Genomic DNA, 16,773 nt, shown 5'->3' with positions numbered 1-16,773 from the left:
AATATCTCTCACCATGACCGGAAAAACAGATCAATCTCCGGCGCAGCGCCTGCGCCTGAACCTGCGCCAGCTCGAAGTTTTCGTGGCCACCGCGCGCGGCGGCAGCACCCGCGCGGCGGCAGACCGTATCGCGCGTTCCCAGTCGGCCGCGAGCAGCGCGCTGGCCGACCTGGAAACCTCGGTCGGCGTGCTCCTGTTCGACCGCATCGGCCGCCGGCTGGTGCTCAACGAGAACGGCCGCGCCCTGCTGCCCAAGGCGCAGGCGCTGCTCGACCAGGCCGGCGAGGTGCAGGCCCTCTTCAGTGCCGAGCATGCGGCGCCGCTGCGCGTGGCGGCGAGCTTCACCATCGGCGAATACCTGCTGCCCGAGCGCATGTCGCAATGGACCGCGCTGCACCCGCAAAGCCAGGTGCGGCTGCACATTGCCAACACGCGCGACGTGATCGAGGCGGTGGCGGGCTTCGACGTCGACGTGGGCTTCATCGAAGGCCCGCAGACCCACCCCGACCTGGTGGTGCGCGCATGGCGCAGCGACGAGCTGGTGATCGTGGCCGCGCCGGGCCATGCACTGGCGGGCCGCGTGGCCACGCACAAGCAACTGTCGCAGGCCACCTGGGTGCTGCGCGAGCACGGCTCTGGCACGCGGCAGGTCACCGATGCCTGGCTGATCCAGAACCTGGAGCAGGTGAACGTGGGCTTCGAACTGGGGAGCACCGAAGCCATCAAGCGCGTGGTGGCCTCGGGCACCGGGCTGGCCTGCCTGTCGCGCTACACGGTGGCGCAGGCGCTGGAAGACGGGCACCTGGTCGAACTGCGTACGCGGCTGCCGGCCGGCGTGCGCAAGCTGGCGACGGTGATGCACCGCGACAAGCTGCTGGGCGGCGCAACCGCCGACTTCCTGCGCCACTGCGGCGCAACGGTGCCGCGCATGGCCACCAGCGCCACCGCGCGCTGAGCGATCAGCCCGCGCTCAGGCCATGTGCAGCACGCGCGCAGTGTGGCGCGCGATCACCGCTTCTTCATCGGTGCGCAGCACCCAGGCGCTGACGGGGCTGCCGGCCGTGGTGAGCCGCGCTGCGCCGTCGCGGTTTGCAGCGGCATCGACGTGCACCCCCAGCCAGGTGCAGTCTTCGAGCATGCGTTGGCGCAGCGGCGCATCGTTTTCGCCGATGCCGCCGGTGAACACGATGGCGTCCACGCCGCGCAAGGCGCCCGCCAGCATGCCCATCTGCTGCACCACCTGTTCCGCGAAATGCCCGATCGCCTCGGCCGCCGCCGGCTCTGCCGAAGCTTGCAGCGCACGCATGTCGCTCGATACGCCCGACAGCCCCAGCAATCCCGATTCGCGGAACAACAGCTTCTCGACCGCGTCGGCCGACATGCCGCGCGATCGCATCAGGTAGGGCACCACGGCCGCGTCGATGTGGCCGCAGCGCGTGCCCATGGTCAGCCCGTCGAGTGGAGAGAAGGTCATGGTCGTCGCGACCGAGCGGCCGTTGACCATGCCGCACATCGACGCACCATTGCCCAGGTGCGCGACGATCACGCGCCGCTGCGCCAGCTCGGGCGCGATGCTCCCGAACTGCGCAATGATCGATTCATACGAGAGGCCGTGGAAGCCGTAGCGCCGCACGCCAGCGTCATGCAACTCGCGCGGCAATGCGAAGCGCCGGTTGACCTCCGGCTGCACCGCATGAAAGGCCGTGTCGAAGCAAGCCACCTGCGGCACGCCTTCGAATGCGGCCATCGCGGCGCGCACGCCCGCCAGGTTGTGCGGCTGGTGCAGCGGCGCCAGGGGCTCCAGCTTGGCGAGTGCGTCGAGCAATGCCGCGTCGACGCGCACCGGCGCCACGAAGTCCGTGCCGCCATGCACGATGCGGTGTCCCACCGCCGCGATGCGCCCGCCCTCCTTTTGCTGCGCATGCCATTCGAGCAGCGCGGCCAGCGCGCCCTGGTGCGAGGCGCGGGCGCCATCGAGCGCTTCGTCGAGCAGCGTCTTGCCCTGCGCATCGCGAACGCGCAGCCGCGCCTGCAGGCCCGCGCCCAGACCGTCCGCCTGGCCCGACCAGCGCGCCGACGGCAACGCATCGCCGCCGCCCGGATGTGCCGCATCGAACAATGCGACCTTGATGGACGAGGAGCCCGCGTTGAGCGTCAGCAGCGAATCGGTCATGTGTTCTTCAGACGTAGTCCTTGTACTTGTCGAGGAATCGTACCGGCTTGGACAGCGCGTCGCGGCGGAACGGGTCGCCCAGCTCGCGGGTGCACATGATCTCGATGACGCAGGTCTTGCCTTCGTTCATCTGCATGTCGATGGCTTTCTTCAGTGCCGGGCCCACGTCTTCGAGCTTGTCGACCACGATGCCCTCGGCCCCCATGGCCTTGGCGATGCCCGCGAAGCTCTCGCTTTCAAGCTCGCCCGCCACGAAGCGGCGGTTGTAGAAGTCGACCTGGTTCTTCTTTTCCGCGCCCCACTGGCGGTTGTGGAACACCACGGCCGTGACCGGAATGTCATGGCGCACCGCCGTCATGATTTCCACCATGCTCATGCCCCAGGCGCCGTCGCCGGCATAGGCCACGGCCGGGCGGTCGGGCGCGGCGCACTTGGCGCCGATCATGGTGGGCAGCGAGTAGCCGCAGTTGCCGAAGCTCATCGGCGCGAAGAAGCTGCGCGGCTCCTCGAAGCGCAGGTAGCTGTTGGCGATGGCGTTGATGTTGCCGATGTCGGTCGAGACCATCACGCGCGGCGGCATGGCCTTCTCGAGCTCGCGCAGCACCTGGCGCGGATGCAGGTAGCTGCCGCCGGTGGGCGTCTTCTCGCCCTTGGCTTCCTCGATGGCGTCCAGGCTGAACTGGTCGCGCTCACGGGTCCACTCGTCGAGTTCTTTTTCCCACGCGGCTTTCTCGGCCTTGATCTTGTCGGCGCGCTCGGCCTTGGTGGCGTCGCAGGCCAGCGTCTTGCCCTGCAGCCGCTTGAGCAGTTCCTTGGCCGTGGCCTTGGCGTCGCCGTGGATGCCGACGGTGATCTTCTTCACCAGGCCCAGGTTGGTGTGGTCGGCCTCGACCTGGATGATCTTCGCGTCCTTCGGCCAGTAGTCCATGCCGTGCTGCGGCAGCGTGCCGAAGGGGCCCATGCGCGAGCCGAGAGCCAGCACCACGTCGGCTTGCGCGATGAGCTTCATCGCGGCCTTGGAGCCCTGGTAGCCCAGCGGACCCGCTGCGAGCGGATGGCTCGCGGGGAAAGAGTCGTTGCGCAGGTAGCCATTGGCAACCGGCGCGCCCAGGCGCTCGGCCAGGGCCTTGCACTCTTCCACCGCATCACCCATCACCACGCCGCCGCCCGAGAGGATCACCGGGAACTTGGCCGAAGCCAGCAGTTCGACCGCGGCGTTCAGGCTGTTCTCGCCGCCCGCGCCCCGCTCCACGCGCATCGGCTTGGGAATCTCGCACTGGATCTCGCCGTAGAAGTAGTCGCGCGGAATGTTGAGCTGCGTGGGGCCCATCTCGGAGATGGCGCGGTCGAAGCAGCGCGCCGTGTACTCGGCCATGCGCTTGGGGTTGTTCACGTGGCCCTGGTACTTGGTGAACTCCTGGAACATCGGCAGCTGGTTGGCTTCCTGGAAGCCGCCGAGGCCCATGCCCATGGTGCCGGTCTCGGGCGTGATCATCACCACCGGGCTGTGCGCCCAGTAGGCGGCCGCAATGGCCGTCACGCAGTTGCTGATGCCGGGGCCGTTCTGCCCGATGACCAGGCCGTGGCGGCCCGACACGCGCGCATAGCCGTCGGCCATGTGGGCGCCGCCCTGCTCGTGCACCACCGGAATCAGCCGGATGCCGGCGGGCGCGAAGATGTCCATCGCGTCCATGAAGGCCGAACCCATGATGCCGAAGATGTCGGTCACGCCGTTGGCGACCATGGTCTCGACGAAGGCCTCGGAGGGCGTCATCTTCTGCACGCCCTTGACGGCTTCGCGGGTGGGGGCTGCGGCTTGCTTCTGGCTCATGGAAGGCGTCTCCTGAAAGGATGATGGGCGGTGGCTTGCACCCAAAAAGTCGGAACGACTTGTTCCGGAATTCATTCCGGCGGAATATAGGACGGCATCGGCATGGCGTCAAACAATTTACAAAAATCGGTACGCCTTGTCTCTTTTTTTGTAAACCACCTATGATCCGGCCCATGAAGATCGTCAAAGGGCTCCCCGTGGAAGCCGCCGAACCGGCGGGCGACACACCCACCATGCGCCTGTTCGCGCTGCTCGAAGTCATGGCCGCGAAAGACCAGCGCTATTCGCTGCAGGGCCTGGTCGAAGAAACCGGCCTGCCCAAGCCCACGCTGCACCGCATGCTCCAGCAGCTCGAAGGCGCAGGGCTGCTGCAGCGCGAAGGCGACGGCCGGCACTACGGCATCGGCACGCGGCTGCGGCGGCTGGCCGAGAACCTGCTGCTCAACGACAGCCTGCACGGCGCGCGCCACACGGTGCTGCGCCAGCTGGTGGAAGAAATCGGCGAAAGCTGCAACCTCACCGCGCTGTCGGGCAGCGAGGTGGTGTACCTCGACCGCGTGGAAACCGCCGCGCCGCTGCGCTTCTACCTGCACTCGGGTTCGCGCGTGCCGGTGCACTGCTCGGCCAGCGGCAAGATCTTCCTGTCGCAGATGAGCGCGGCGCAGCGCCGCCGGCTGCTGTCGAACGCACCGCTGGAGCCGTACACGCCCAAGACGCTGACCGACCCGGAGGCGCTGGAAAAGGAAGTGCAGCGCATCCGCAAGGACGGCTATGCCATCGACCACGAAGAGTTCCTGCCCGGCCTGCTGTGCATCGCCACGCTCGTGCCCTCCGGCGACGACGCGCCATCCAACCTCTGCATCGCGGTGCAGGCGCCGGTGATGCGGCTCGATGCGGCCAAGGCGAAGACACTGCTGCCGGCAATGCAGCGTGCAGCCAAGGCACTGAGCCGCATCGATGCAGGCGCGGCCTCCTCCGACCGCGCGCAAGCCTGACCCTTCTTCTTTCCAGAAAGCCCAACGTGACCGACACCGCCGACCTTCGCCCCGACCGGATGCTCAGCGTGCGCGAGGTGTTCGGCATCGACACCGACCTGCGGGTGCCCGCTTTCAGCGAGCGCGATGACCACGTGCCCGAGGTCGACGCGGTCTACCGCTTCAACCCCGACGTGACGCTCGCCATCCTCGCCGGATTCACGCGCGACCGGCGGGTGATGGTGCAGGGGCTGCATGGCACCGGCAAGTCGACGCACATAGAGCAGGTGGCGGCGCGGCTGAACTGGCCCTGCGTGCGACTGAACCTCGACGGCCACATCAGCCGGCTCGACCTCGTCGGCAAGGACGCCGTGGTGCTGCGCGAAGGCAAGCAGGTCACCGAGTTCCAGGAAGGCATCGTGCCCTGGGCATTGCAGCGGCCGGTGGCGCTGATCTTCGACGAGTACGACGCCGGCCGGCCCGACGTGATGTTCGTCATCCAGCGCATCCTGGAGCGCGACGGCAAGTTCACGCTAATGGACCAGAACAAGGTGCTGCGGCCGCACCCCTTCTTCCGCCTGTTCGCCACCGCCAACACGGTGGGCCTGGGCAACCTCAATGGCCTGTACCACGGCGCGCAGCGGCTCAACCATGCGCAGATCGACCGCTGGAACATCGTGGCCTCGCTCAACTACCTGCCGGCCGATGAAGAAATCGCCATCGTGCAGGCGCGCGTGCCTTCGCTGGCCGACGAGGCGGGCACGAGGCTGGTCGCGTCGATGGTGGCGGTGGCCGACCTCACGCGCAAAGGCTTTGCGGCGGGCGACCTGTCGACGCTGATGTCGCCGCGCACCGTCATCACCTGGGCCGAGAACATCGATATCTTCAAGGACCCGGCGCTGGCGTTTCGCCTCTCGTTCGTCAACAAGTGCGACGACGCCGAGCGGCCGCTGGTGGCCGAATACTTTCAGCGCTGCTTCGACCGCGAGCTGAAGGAGTCGCACCAGCTCTGCGCAGGTCCGCGCGAATGAGCTCCGAGCCCGCGAGCGCGATGCAGCGCCGCGTGCGGCAGGAGGAGCAGGTCGCGGAGCTCTGCGCGGGCGTGGTGCGCGCCTTCAGCGGCGAGCGCGACCTGCACTTTCGCGGACGGCGGCTGCACCGTGGCCGCATCGCGCTGCCGTGGTTCGCGCCGCACCTGCATCCCTCGCCCGACACCGACGACTTTGCCTCGTTCCGCGGCGTGGCCGACGGGCTGGCGCTGCGGCTCACCGTGTCGGATGCGGCGCTGCATGCAAAGCTGCAGCCACAGGAGCCGGTCGAACGCATGCTGTTCGAAATGCTGGAGCAGTTCCGCGTCGAGGCGCTGGCGCCCGATGTCATGGCCGGCATGCGGCACAACCTGCGGCACCGGCATGAGCAATGGTCGCTGGCCTTCCATCACTCAGGCCTGACCGACACCGCACGCGGCCTGCTGCTGTACGCCGTGGCGCAGATCTGCCGCGCCCGCGTGAGCGGCCAGCAGGTGGTGGAAGAAACGGAGGACATGCTCGAAGCCACGCGCTTCGCGCTCGCGCCGCTGATCGGCCATGCCCTGGCCGGCCTGCGAAGAGACCGCGCCGACCAGGCCGCCTATGCGGTGCATGCCCTTGCCATCGCGCGCACCGTGGCCGCGATGCTGCACGAAGCGGGCGAAGAAGGCGGCGACGCAGCACGCGATCCGCACGTGGACGACAAGCGCAGCGTGTTCAGCCTGGTGGCCGACATGGACCAGGAGATCGTCGAGCGCTTCACCACCGCCGAGTCGGGCCGCAGCGCGGTGCTCGACGACGCGGGCGGCGCCTACCGCGTCTTCACCACGGCCTACGACCGCGAGCACGACGCAGCCACGCTCGCGCGCAAGGAAGTGCTGGCGCAACACAGGGACAAGCTCGACCGCCGCATCGCCGCGCAGGGCGTGAACATCGCCCGCCTCGCGCGCGAGCTGCGCGCCCTGCTGGCCGAGCCGGAGCGCGACGGCTGGAACGGCGGGCAGGAAGAAGGCCTGATCGATGGGCGCCGGCTCGCGCAGCTCGTCGCATCGCCCACCGAGCGCCGCCTGTTCCGCACCGAGCGCATGGAGCCGCTGGCCGACTGCATCGCCACTTTCCTCATCGACTGCTCGGGCTCGATGAAGGAGCATGCCGAATCGGTCGCGATGATGGTCGACGTGTTCGCACGCGCGCTCGAGCAGGCCGGCGTGGCCTGCGAAGTGCTGGGCTTCACCACCGGCGCATGGAACGGCGGTCGCCCGCAGCGCGAATGGGTGCGTGCCGGCCGCCCGCCGCATCCCGGCCGCCTCAACGAGCGCAGCCACCTCGTCTTCAAGGCCGCCGGCACACCGTGGCGCCGCGCACGCCCCGCGATGGCGGCGCTGCTGAAGGCCGACCTTTTCCGCGAAGGCATCGACGGCGAGGCGGTCGACTGGGCCTGCACGCGGCTGCGCCAGCGCGGCGAGCCGCGCAAGCTGCTGCTCGTGATCTCCGATGGCTCGCCGATGGACAGTGCCACGCACCTGGCCAACGATGCGCACTACCTCGACCACCACCTGCGCGACGTGGTTGCGCGCCAGGAGCAGCGCGGCGACATCGCCATTGCAGGCATCGGCGTGGGCCTCGATCTGAGCCCCTACTACAGCCACAGCCATGTGCTCGACCTGGCCAGCAGCAGCGGCAACGCCATCTTCCGGGAGGTGATCGGACTGATGGCCGGGGGGTATCGACGCTGAGGGCCGTTGGTGCTCTGTTCGGGGCGCGCTCACGCCGACGGGGTACCTTGCTCCGCGAATGTCCCCCGGGCTTCGCCCTCCTCCTTTATTTCGCTGCGCAAGGCACCCCGCCAGCGTGATCGTTCAGAGCACTTGTTCATCGGCCGCAAACCGACAGCGCGTCCAGTGCGCAGGGCGTCGGGTGCTCCCCGCAGCGAAATGAATGCGAAGGGACTTCTCGCTTCACGGTCACGGCATCGAGTGCCAAGATTGATTTGCGAAGTCAATCTGAAACCTTTTGAAGGAGAAGCCCCATGAACGAGATTACCCGAGTTGGCGTCGATCTGGCAAAGAGCGTGATCCAGGTCTACGCGGTGAACGGCGCTGGGCTGCGCGTGAGCGGGCGCGCATTGAGACGCGACAAATTCCTGGCCTGGTGCGTGCAACTTCCCGCGGGCTGCCTGGTCGCCATGGAGGCCAGCTCCAGCGCCCATCACTGGGGACGCAAGCTGCTCGCCCTGGGGTTGGATGCGCGCATCATCGCTGCGCAACATGTCCTGCCCTATCGGCCGCAGGGCAGGAGCGGCAAGAACGACGCCAACGATGCCGCCGCCATCTGCGAGGCCGCCTCGCGCCCGCACATGCACTTCGTGCCCATCAAGAGCGTCGAGCAGCAGAGCATGCTTTGCATCCACCGCCTGCGCGAGGGCTTCAAGGCACAGCGCACCGCCTGCATCAACCGCGTTCGGGGTCTGCTGGCGGAGTTCGGGGTGGTGTTCTCCCAAAGCCCCGAGGCGCTGCGCCGGGCGCTGCCCGACGCGATCGAAGACGCCAGTAACGAACTGGGTGGCCTGGCCCGGCTGGCGCTGCAGCGCGCCTATGCACAGTGGCAGGAACTCGATGCGCATATGCAATGGTGCGACGAGCGCATCGCCGCGCACGGCAAGGCCAGCGAGCAGGTGCGTCAGGCTGAGCAGTTGATGGGCGTGGGGCCGGTCACCGCATCCGCTGTGGTGGCCACCGTGGTCGACTTCAAGCAATTCAAGAATGGTGCGCAGTTCGGCGCCTGGCTGGGCCTGACGCCCCGGCAGAACTCCAGCGGCGGCAAGAACAACCTGGGGCGCATCACCAAGCGAGGCGACTCGTACCTGCGCACGTTGCTCATCCAGGGGGCCAAATCGGTGGTGCTGACAGCGCACAGACGACAGGACCCGATCTCGCGCTGGGCACAGGCGCTGCGCGAGAGATCGGGCTGGCAGACGGCGGTGGTGGCGCTGGCCAACAAGAACGCGCGCATCCTGTGGGCCGTGTTCGCAAGGGGCCGGGCCTTCGATGCACACCACGTGAGCACCAAGCCGCCAGGCGCCATCGCCGCGGTCATTGCCACGTAGCGCGATCCACTTGAACAAGCTCGGTTGTTTATCTGCTTGCCAGACGTGAGTTCGAAGATGCAATGAACAGGTCAGACCGGCAGCGGGCAAGCTCGACTCCTCCTTGGTGGCGCCAATTGCAGTGGGCATCACGAGAAATGAATGGAGCCCCGCTGAGCGGTTCGTATCTGGGTCCGCACGGCCACGAGCCGGTGCAACAAGACCGACGGTAGATGTGCAGTCTGTTCCTCGTTTCGTTGCAGCTTGGTCCTCATCACACGGCAGGCAATACAGCCTGGCAAGAAAACAGCCTTGACTGGGTGAGAAGTCCCGGTAAAAGGAGGAGGCCACAGGCCGGGGAACATTCGCGGAGGGGAGTACCCGGCGGCCTGTGCACCCGCACCGAACAAACGGCAGAGGGTCCTTGAGGCGTTTGGCACTACATCCAAGTCCCTGATTGACAAAGGATGACCAAGCTTCATACATTGCGTTTCACATCCGGGAACGTCGTTCCAATATTTGGAACAGCAAGGAGTCTCATGGATTCAACGCTTGCCAAGGGTCTTGCCGCCATCGAGTGGATGGCGCGCCAGCAGCGCGACTGCCGCGTCATCGATCTGGCGCAGGCCTTCGGCATGGCGCGCAGCAGCGCGCATCGCACGCTGCAGACGCTGGTCGAATGCGGCTGGGCCGTGCAAGACCCGGACACCAGCGCCTACCGGCCGAGCCTGCGCCTCTTCGAGCTGGGCGCATTGGTGGGCGAGGCAGCGGACGTGGGCGCGCTGCTGAGGCCGCATCTGGCGGCGCTATCGCAGGCCACGGGCGAGACCATCCATCTCGCAGTGCTCGACGGTGCCGAGATCGTCTACCTCGACAAGTTCGACAGCCCCCTGCCCGTGGCCGCGTACTCGCGCGTCGGCGGCCGCGCGGCGGCCTATTGCGTGGCTTCGGGCAAGGCACTGCTCGCCGCCGCATCGCTCGACGTGCCCGCACTGCAGCAGCGGCTGGGCACGCTAGTCGCACACACGAAGAACAGCATCACCGACTTCGACGCCCTGCTTGGCGAGCTGGAGCGCACACGCGCACGCGGCTACGCCGAGAACCGCGAGGAATGGCGCCTTGGCGTCTGCGGCCTGGGCGTGCCGGTGTTCAACGCACGCGGCGAGGCGGTCGCGGCCGTCGGCATGAGCGTGCCCTCGATCCGCTTCGCGCGCACGCAGGCACGCGAGCTGGCCGACCGCATCACGGCCTGCGCGCGCGACGCGAGCATCACGCTCGGCTACCGCGCGAGCGCCGGGGCCGCCGCCACGAACACCACAAAGAGAAGGAGACTCGAATGAAGCTGTTCTTCGCCCCCTGGCTGCGCGCGGGCCTGCTGGCCGTCGCCGCGCTGTCAGTGCCCTTTGCCACGCAGGCCCAGCAGAGCGACTACCCGAACAAGCCGATCCGGCTGGTCGTGCCCTACCCGCCCGGCGGCGGCACCGACGTGATCGCGCGCATCGTGCAGGAGCGCTTCTCCGCACTGCTGGGCCAGCAGGTGCTGATCGACAACCGCGGCGGCGCGGCCGGCGCCATCGGCACCGAGCTGGTGGCCAAGTCGGCGCCCGATGGCTACACGGTGCTGTTCACGCTGTCGTCGCACACCATCAACCCGGCCGCCGCCGAAGTTCTCGGCCGGCCGCTTCTGGGAACAGGCCGCGCAGATGCAGTGCAGCTGGATCAACCTGGTGCCCACCATGATTTCGTACCTGCTCGAGGGCCCGAAGCCGCCGCTCGCGCAGACGCTGGCCATACGCTTTTGCCGCTCTGCCTCGGCCGCGCTGCCGCCGGAGCACCTGCGCGCCTTCGAGCAGAAGTTCGGCATCGGCATCGTCGAGACCATGGGCCTCACCGAAACCGCCGCGCCTTCGTTCTCCAACCCCATGGACCCGGCCGCGCGCAAGCTGGGCTCGGTGGGCCGCGCGTCGGGCTGCATGGCGGGCGTGGTCGACGCCAGGCTCGCTGCCGTGCCCGACGGCGTGACCGGCGAACTCGTGATCCGCGGCCCCAACGTGATGCTCGGCTACTACAAGAACGAGGAAGCCACCCGCGCCAGCTTCACGCCCGACGGCTGGCTGCGCACCGGCGACCTCGGGCACCGCGACGAGGACGGCTTCTTCTTCGTCACCGGCCGCATCAAGGAACTGATCATCAAGGGCGGTGAGAACATCGCGCCGCGCGAGATCGACGAAGCGCTGCTGCGCCACCCCGCCGTGCGCGAAGCCGCGGCCGTGGGCGTCCCCGACCGCCACTACGGCCAGGAAATCGGCGTGTGCATCGTGCTGCGCGAAGGCTGCACCTGCACCGAAGACGAGCTGCGCGCCTTCGGCGCCGAGGTGCTCGGGCGCTACAAGACGCCCGGCCACTACCGCTTCGTGAACGACCTGCCGCGCGGGCCTTCCGGAAAGGTGCAGCGCCTGAAGCTGTTGCCGCTGTTCGAGGCATGACCGCCGCCGAACTGCTGGTGCCGCCGCTGGCACCGGCCACGCTCGCCTACAGCCTGTGCGTGGTGTTCGCGGCCGGCATCGTGCGCGGCTTCGCGGGCTTCGGCTTCTCGGCCATCACGGTGGCGGGCATGTCGCTGGTGGTGTCGCCCGCGCTCGTCGTGCCGGCGATCTTCATGCTGGAAATCCTCGCCAGCCTGAGCCAGTTGCGCGGCATCGCGCGCGATGTCGACATGCCCTGGCTCAGCTGGCTGATGCTGGGCAACCTCATCTGCATTCCCATCGGCGTGGCGCTGCTCGCATGGCTGCCCGAAACGCCGCTGCGGCTGTTGATCGGCGCGCTGCTGATGTCGGCAGCCTTGCTGCTGCGCGCCGGTGCCCGCCTCACGCTGGTGCCGACGCGCGGCGTGCGGCTGTCGGCGGGGCTGGCCTCGGGCTTCATCAACGGCGTGGCGGCCATCGGCGGCATCGCCATCGCCGTGCTGCTGAGCACCGTGAAGATGGCGCCCGCCACATTGCGCGCCACGCTCATCGTGCTGCTGCTTTTCAGCGACGTGGTGTCGCTGATCTGCGCGGCGCTGATGCCCTCGTCAGTGCATGCATCCGGCAGCCTGCTGGGGCCGGACACCCTCAAGTGGGCGCTGTGGCTGGCCCCGCCGATGCTCGCGGGCATCTGGTGGGGACAGCGCTCGTTCAAGGGCGTGTCGCCGGAGCAGTTCAGGAAGCATGTGCTGAATCTGCTGATTGCGTTGGCGACGGTGAGTGTGGTGCGGTCGGTGGCCGGGTTACTTTCTTAATCGTCCTCACTCATGCAAGGAGTTGAGGCGCACGCTTGCCGTCAAACCTGCAGTCTTGCCTTCCGCCTCTACACAGAAAATATTAAAGCCCCGCTATTTGTTAATGCACAGATGCTTCGTAGGGCGTCTTTTCTTCCCAGCCCTCCAATCGGCTATCTTGATGTTTCAGAATAAGTTGATCAGGGAGTGCCATGGGAATGGTGGATGCAAGCGTGCAGCCGCACGGGGAGGAGTGCGCGCGACCGCAAGAAGCACCTGACGCGGGGGCTGCGGCGAACCCGTCTCTTGTTGCGCTGTGCACTATTGCACGCTTCCATCAGATTGCAGCCGATGCTTCGCTTCTTGCGCATCAACTGGGCCTTGCCTCTTCCGAGATTGTCGACACCGCCGCACTGCTGCGCGCAGCCAGGAACTTGGGCCTGAAAGCCAAGTCCTCCCGCACCACGCTGGAGCGCCTCTCCCTGACGCCGTTGCCTGCGCTAGCGGTCTTGCGTGACGAATCCGGTCAGGAACGCTTCGTAATCCTGGCCCAGTGCGATGCCCAACGCGTCCTGCTGCAAGACCCTTCTTCATCGAACGGACGCCCCGTCATCGAACCCCTGGAAGTCTTCGCCGCGCACTGGACGAGCGAACTCATCCTCATCACCAGCCGCGCGAGCCTCGCCGGCGAGTTGGCCAAGTTCGACTTCTCCTGGTTCATCCCCAGCCTCGTCAAGCACAGGAAGCTGCTAGGTGAAATGCTCTTCATCTCCTTCATCCTGCAGCTGTTCGCTCTGGTCAGCCCGCTGTTCTTCCAGGTCGTCATGGACAAGGTGCTCGTGCACCGCGGCCTGACCACACTGGACGTGCTGGTCATCGGCCTGCTGGTCGTCGTCGTCTTCGAGTCACTGCTCAATGGCCTGCGCGGCTACGTCTTCAGCCACACGACGAACCGCATTGACGTCGAACTCGGCGCACGCCTGTTCCGCCACCTCGTGCAATTGCCCCTGGCCTACTTCCAGGCCCGGCGCGTGGGCGATTCCGTCGCCCGTGTGCGCGAACTGGAGAACATCCGCAGCTTCCTGACCGGCAATGCCCTGACAGTGCTGCTGGACGTCGTCTTCTCCATCGTCTTCGTGGCCGTCATGCTGTTCTACAGCGTGCCGCTCACCCTGATCGTGCTGGCCAGCATGCCGCTGTACTTCGGCCTGAGCCTGGCGGTGGTGCCGATCCTGCGCAGCCGCCTGGACGAGAAGTTCGCGCGCGGCGCGGAGAACCAGGCCATGCTGGTGGAGACCGTCAGCGCCATCCAGACCGTCAAGGCCACCGCACTCGAGCCGGCCTTCGGGCGCCGCTGGGACAACCAGCTCGCCGCCTACATCTCCGCCAGCTTCAGAACCCAGAACCTCGCGAGCTGGGCACACGAAGGTGTCAACCTCATCGGCAAGCTCGTCAATGCCGCCACCCTCTGGTACGGCGCACACCTCGTGATGAACAACGACCTGACCGTCGGCCAGTTCGTCGCTTTCAACATGTTCGCCCAGCGCGTGTCGCAGCCCATCATGCGCATGGCCCAGCTGTGGACCGACTTCCAGCAGACCGGCATCTCCATGGCCCGCCTGGGCGACATCCTCAACACCCGCACCGAGGTCCCTCCAAGTACCGCCGCCCAACTGCCCGCCTTAAAGGGCCGCGTCACGCTGGACAACCTGACCTTCCGCTACCGCCCCGAGGCAGCCCCCGTGCTCAACGGCGTCAGCCTCGATGTGCGCCCCGGCGAAGTCATCGGCATCGTCGGGCGCTCGGGCTCCGGCAAGAGCACGCTGACCAAGCTCATCCAGCGCCTGTATGCCCCCGAACAAGGACGCTTGCTGGTCGACGGCATCGACATCAGCCTCATCGACGCGGCACAACTGAGAAGGCAAGTGGGCGTGGTCTTGCAGGAGAACACCCTCTTCAACCGCAGCGTGCGCGAGAACATCGCCATCGTCGATCCGGCCGCACCGCTCGAAGCCATCATTCATGCGGCCCAACTGGCCGGCGCCCATGAGTTCATCAGCGAGCTGCCCGAGGGCTACGACACGATGGTGGGCGAACAAGGCGCCAGCCTCTCCGGTGGCCAGCGCCAGCGCATCGCCATTGCCCGGGCGCTGTTCACCCATCCGCGCATCCTGATCTTCGACGAGGCCACCAGCGCGCTGGACTACGAGAGCGAGGCCATCGTGCAGCGCAACATGGCGCACATCTGCAAAGGCCGCACGGTTTTCATCATTGCCCATCGCCTGAGTGCCGTGCGGCATGCCAACCGCATCATCGTGATGGACAAGGGCAAGATAGTCGAAGGTGGCACGCACGAGAGTCTGCTCGCCCGGCCCAAGGGCATCTATGCGCACCTGTGGAACATGCAGGGTGGTGGACATCCGCCCGAAGGGGCTGGATCGGGAGCACCAGCATGACGCCGGAGGTTTCTACAACGGCGCCAGCAGCCAATGCGCCTCACGCGCGCGACATACTGCGGCACCCTGCCTTCGATCTGCTGGGGCGCTATAGGGCGATCTTCAGGGCCGCCTGGAAGCATCGCCATGAACTGGCTGGACCCAGACGCTTGGCCGATGAGGCTGCTTTCCTGCCCGCGGCACTGAGCCTGCAGGACACCCCTGTACACCCCGCACCCCGGCGACTGGCCTATGCGTTGATCGCGCTGTTCCTCATCGCGTTGACATGGTCCATCTTCGGGCAGATCGACATAGTGGCTGTAGCGCCCGGCAAGATCATCGTGAGCGAGCGCACCAAGATCATCCAGCCGCTGGAGGTGAGCGTGGTCAAGCGCGTGCTGGTCAGGGACGGCGATCATGTCGAAGCGGGCCAGCCGCTGGTCGAGCTCGACCCCACCACAGCGAATGCAGACAAGACCAGCATCGACGAGCAACTGAAGTCCGTGCAATCCGAGGTGCTGCGCACGCGCGCGCTACAGCAGGCGCTCAATGCGGCATCGACGACCTCCCGCGCCGTCGAGCTGGGCAAGAACATTCCTAGCAATTGGTCGGAGGTCGACATCGACGCCGCCAGAGCCCAGCTGAGCGACGAGTGGAGCGACATCACGGCCAAGCTTGCGAAGGCGGCATCAGAGATCAACCGCCGCCAGGCCGAGATCGCCACGGTGCGCGAAATGGTGGCCAAGCTGGAGACCACGGTGCCGATTGCCAGGCAAAGAGAGGCCGACTTCCATCAACTGGCCAACCAAGGCTTCATGTCGAGTCATGCGAACCAGGACCGCACGAGGGAGCGTATCGAGCTGGAGCGCGACCTGGCCACGCAGCGCGCACGGCTGGCCGAGGCCAATGCCACGCTGAGGGAGAGCGAGAACACGAGGGCTGCCTACATCGCCGAGACCAAGCACAGCCTGAGAACGCGGGAGGCCGCGGCTGAACTCAAGCGCCAGCAAGGCACGCAGGACCTGGCCAAGGCCGGCCAGCGCGAACGCCTGACAACGCTCAAAGCGCCAGTGGCGGGCACGGTGCAGCAACTGGCCACGCACACCGAAGGCGGCGTGGTCACGGAGGCCCAGCCGTTGATGGTGATCGTGCCCGATGGGGCGCAGGTGACCGCAGAGGTGACGCTGGACAACAAGGACATCGGCTTCGTGAGCCCGATGCAGGAAGCGGCGATCAAGCTGGAGACCTTCCCGTACACGCGCTACGGGACGGTGAACGCGACCGTGAAAACGGTGACAGCCGACGCGGTCAATGACGAGAAGCGTGGGGCGATCTTCCCGGTGACGCTGAACCTCAACGACACGACCATCGATGTGGATGGCAAGCCGATCAAGTTGTCGCCGGGGATGAATCTCACAGCGGAGATCAAGACGGGCACGCGAAGAGTCATTGAGTTTCTACTCAGCCCGGTTCAGAAAGCCACAAGCGAGAGCTTACGCGAAAGATAAATCAATGAAAAGTCCAATAGCATTAGCGATAACAATCCCTCGGATTTTATTATTTTTATTCATCTGCAATTTTGCCGGCTGCTCAAATCAAAAAGACCGCGGCAGGGATAAAGTTGAAGAAGAGAAAATTTTAAAAAAAATATCCAACAATGCGCCCGAAGCGCAGCGAATAGATGAAATTTTCGGAAAAGAAATTACCAAAATCTGCATTCAAGGGAAATACACACCAAGAGAAGAAGTATTTGAAAAATCAGTTGGCCGCCCGGTTAGCGGATACAAAGAAATTGAGAGAAAAAAAATAATTATATGGTGGCTATTTAACAGCAGAGATCAAAGCTATTGGATAGAAATTCCCGAGGACGTCGCAGTGCTTTCCCGTGACACAGAGTCCATTTGCCACTATTCAAATAGCATGATTTATTTCACCAAAGACAATGGACAGTTGATGTACAACTTTGAAAGAAAATAATGCCCGGTACG

General features: G+C 66.0%; 12 protein-coding genes and 2 pseudogenes. 12 read left to right on the top strand and 2 right to left on the bottom strand.

Annotated features, from left to right (window positions below; translation table 11 throughout):
* The first annotated feature begins 13 nt into the window (after positions 1–13).
* Positions 14–955, top strand: a complete 942-nt coding sequence (locus tag ACQY8B_RS04305; protein ID WP_422085562.1) for a LysR family transcriptional regulator — start codon at positions 14–16, stop codon at positions 953–955.
* A 15-nt stretch (positions 956–970) separates the two neighbouring features.
* Here the strand turns inward: ACQY8B_RS04305 and ACQY8B_RS04300 are convergent, their stop codons facing one another.
* Positions 971–2,173, bottom strand: coding sequence for an acetate/propionate family kinase (locus tag ACQY8B_RS04300; RefSeq protein WP_422085561.1), 1,203 nt, complete (start codon positions 2,171–2,173; stop codon positions 971–973).
* Positions 2,174–2,180: 7 nt separating this feature from the next.
* Positions 2,181–4,004 (bottom strand): sulfoacetaldehyde acetyltransferase, encoded by a 1,824-nt coding sequence (gene xsc, locus ACQY8B_RS04295; protein ID WP_422085560.1) that lies wholly within the window; start codon positions 4,002–4,004, stop codon positions 2,181–2,183.
* Between the two features lie 161 nt (positions 4,005–4,165).
* Here xsc and ACQY8B_RS04290 point away from each other — a divergent pair, with 161 nt between their 5' ends.
* From ACQY8B_RS04290 to ACQY8B_RS04240, 11 genes and pseudogenes are all read left to right on the top strand, one after another.
* Positions 4,166–4,999 carry an IclR family transcriptional regulator gene (locus ACQY8B_RS04290; protein WP_422085559.1) on the top strand — a complete coding sequence of 278 codons (834 nt, stop codon included), beginning with the start codon at positions 4,166–4,168 and terminating at the stop codon, positions 4,997–4,999.
* A gap of 26 nt (positions 5,000–5,025) precedes the next feature.
* A complete protein-coding gene (locus ACQY8B_RS04285) occupies positions 5,026–6,009 on the top strand; it encodes an AAA family ATPase (protein WP_422085558.1) in 984 nt (327 codons plus the stop codon).
* A complete protein-coding gene (locus ACQY8B_RS04280; protein ID WP_422085557.1) occupies positions 6,006–7,742 on the top strand; it encodes a cobaltochelatase CobT-related protein in 1,737 nt (578 codons plus the stop codon). Before ACQY8B_RS04285 ends, ACQY8B_RS04280 begins: the two co-directional genes overlap by 4 nt.
* Before the next feature lie 293 nt (positions 7,743–8,035).
* Positions 8,036–9,112 (top strand): IS110 family transposase, encoded by a 1,077-nt coding sequence (locus tag ACQY8B_RS04275; RefSeq protein WP_422084604.1) that lies wholly within the window; start codon positions 8,036–8,038, stop codon positions 9,110–9,112.
* A gap of 518 nt (positions 9,113–9,630) precedes the next feature.
* Positions 9,631–10,431, top strand: a complete 801-nt coding sequence (locus ACQY8B_RS04270; RefSeq protein WP_422085556.1) for an IclR family transcriptional regulator — start codon at positions 9,631–9,633, stop codon at positions 10,429–10,431.
* Positions 10,428–10,748, top strand: a pseudogene (locus tag ACQY8B_RS04265) (Bug family tripartite tricarboxylate transporter substrate binding protein); the annotation flags it as partial. The gene ACQY8B_RS04270 and the pseudogene ACQY8B_RS04265, both read left to right, overlap by 4 nt.
* Position 10,749: 1 nt before the next feature.
* Positions 10,750–11,577 (top strand): annotated as a pseudogene (locus tag ACQY8B_RS04260) (AMP-binding protein); the annotation flags it as partial.
* Positions 11,574–12,371 (top strand): sulfite exporter TauE/SafE family protein, encoded by a 798-nt coding sequence (locus ACQY8B_RS04255; RefSeq protein WP_422085555.1) that lies wholly within the window; start codon positions 11,574–11,576, stop codon positions 12,369–12,371. The pseudogene ACQY8B_RS04260 and the gene ACQY8B_RS04255, both read left to right, overlap by 4 nt.
* A gap of 191 nt (positions 12,372–12,562) precedes the next feature.
* Positions 12,563–14,806 carry a type I secretion system permease/ATPase gene (locus tag ACQY8B_RS04250; RefSeq protein ID WP_422085554.1) on the top strand — a complete coding sequence of 748 codons (2,244 nt, stop codon included), beginning with the start codon at positions 12,563–12,565 and terminating at the stop codon, positions 14,804–14,806.
* Positions 14,803–16,293 (top strand): HlyD family type I secretion periplasmic adaptor subunit, encoded by a 1,491-nt coding sequence (locus ACQY8B_RS04245; protein WP_422085553.1) that lies wholly within the window; start codon positions 14,803–14,805, stop codon positions 16,291–16,293. Before ACQY8B_RS04250 ends, ACQY8B_RS04245 begins: the two co-directional genes overlap by 4 nt.
* A gap of 4 nt (positions 16,294–16,297) precedes the next feature.
* Positions 16,298–16,762 carry a hypothetical protein gene (locus ACQY8B_RS04240; protein WP_422085552.1) on the top strand — a complete coding sequence of 155 codons (465 nt, stop codon included), beginning with the start codon at positions 16,298–16,300 and terminating at the stop codon, positions 16,760–16,762.
* Positions 16,763–16,773: the final 11 nt, after the last annotated feature.

This window comes from Variovorax sp., assembly GCF_965279555.1.
Classification (GTDB): Bacteria; Pseudomonadota; Gammaproteobacteria; order Burkholderiales; family Burkholderiaceae_C; genus Variovorax.
This window is presented reverse-complemented; position numbering and strand designations above follow the sequence as displayed.

Coding starts and splice junctions, on each gene's coding strand:
- xsc (WP_422085560.1), bottom strand. CDS start 4,004: ATGAGCCAGAAGCAAGCCGCAGCCCCCACCCGCGAAGCCGTCAAGGGC.
- ACQY8B_RS04300 (WP_422085561.1), bottom strand. CDS start 2,173: ATGACCGATTCGCTGCTGACGCTCAACGCGGGCTCCTCGTCCATCAAG.
- ACQY8B_RS04250 (WP_422085554.1), top strand. CDS start 12,563: ATGGGAATGGTGGATGCAAGCGTGCAGCCGCACGGGGAGGAGTGCGCG.
- ACQY8B_RS04255 (WP_422085555.1), top strand. CDS start 11,574: ATGACCGCCGCCGAACTGCTGGTGCCGCCGCTGGCACCGGCCACGCTC.
- ACQY8B_RS04270 (WP_422085556.1), top strand. CDS start 9,631: ATGGATTCAACGCTTGCCAAGGGTCTTGCCGCCATCGAGTGGATGGCG.
- ACQY8B_RS04290 (WP_422085559.1), top strand. CDS start 4,166: ATGATCCGGCCCATGAAGATCGTCAAAGGGCTCCCCGTGGAAGCCGCC.
- ACQY8B_RS04275 (WP_422084604.1), top strand. CDS start 8,036: ATGAACGAGATTACCCGAGTTGGCGTCGATCTGGCAAAGAGCGTGATC.
- ACQY8B_RS04240 (WP_422085552.1), top strand. CDS start 16,298: ATGAAAAGTCCAATAGCATTAGCGATAACAATCCCTCGGATTTTATTA.
- ACQY8B_RS04280 (WP_422085557.1), top strand. CDS start 6,006: ATGAGCTCCGAGCCCGCGAGCGCGATGCAGCGCCGCGTGCGGCAGGAG.
- ACQY8B_RS04245 (WP_422085553.1), top strand. CDS start 14,803: ATGACGCCGGAGGTTTCTACAACGGCGCCAGCAGCCAATGCGCCTCAC.
- ACQY8B_RS04305 (WP_422085562.1), top strand. CDS start 14: ATGACCGGAAAAACAGATCAATCTCCGGCGCAGCGCCTGCGCCTGAAC.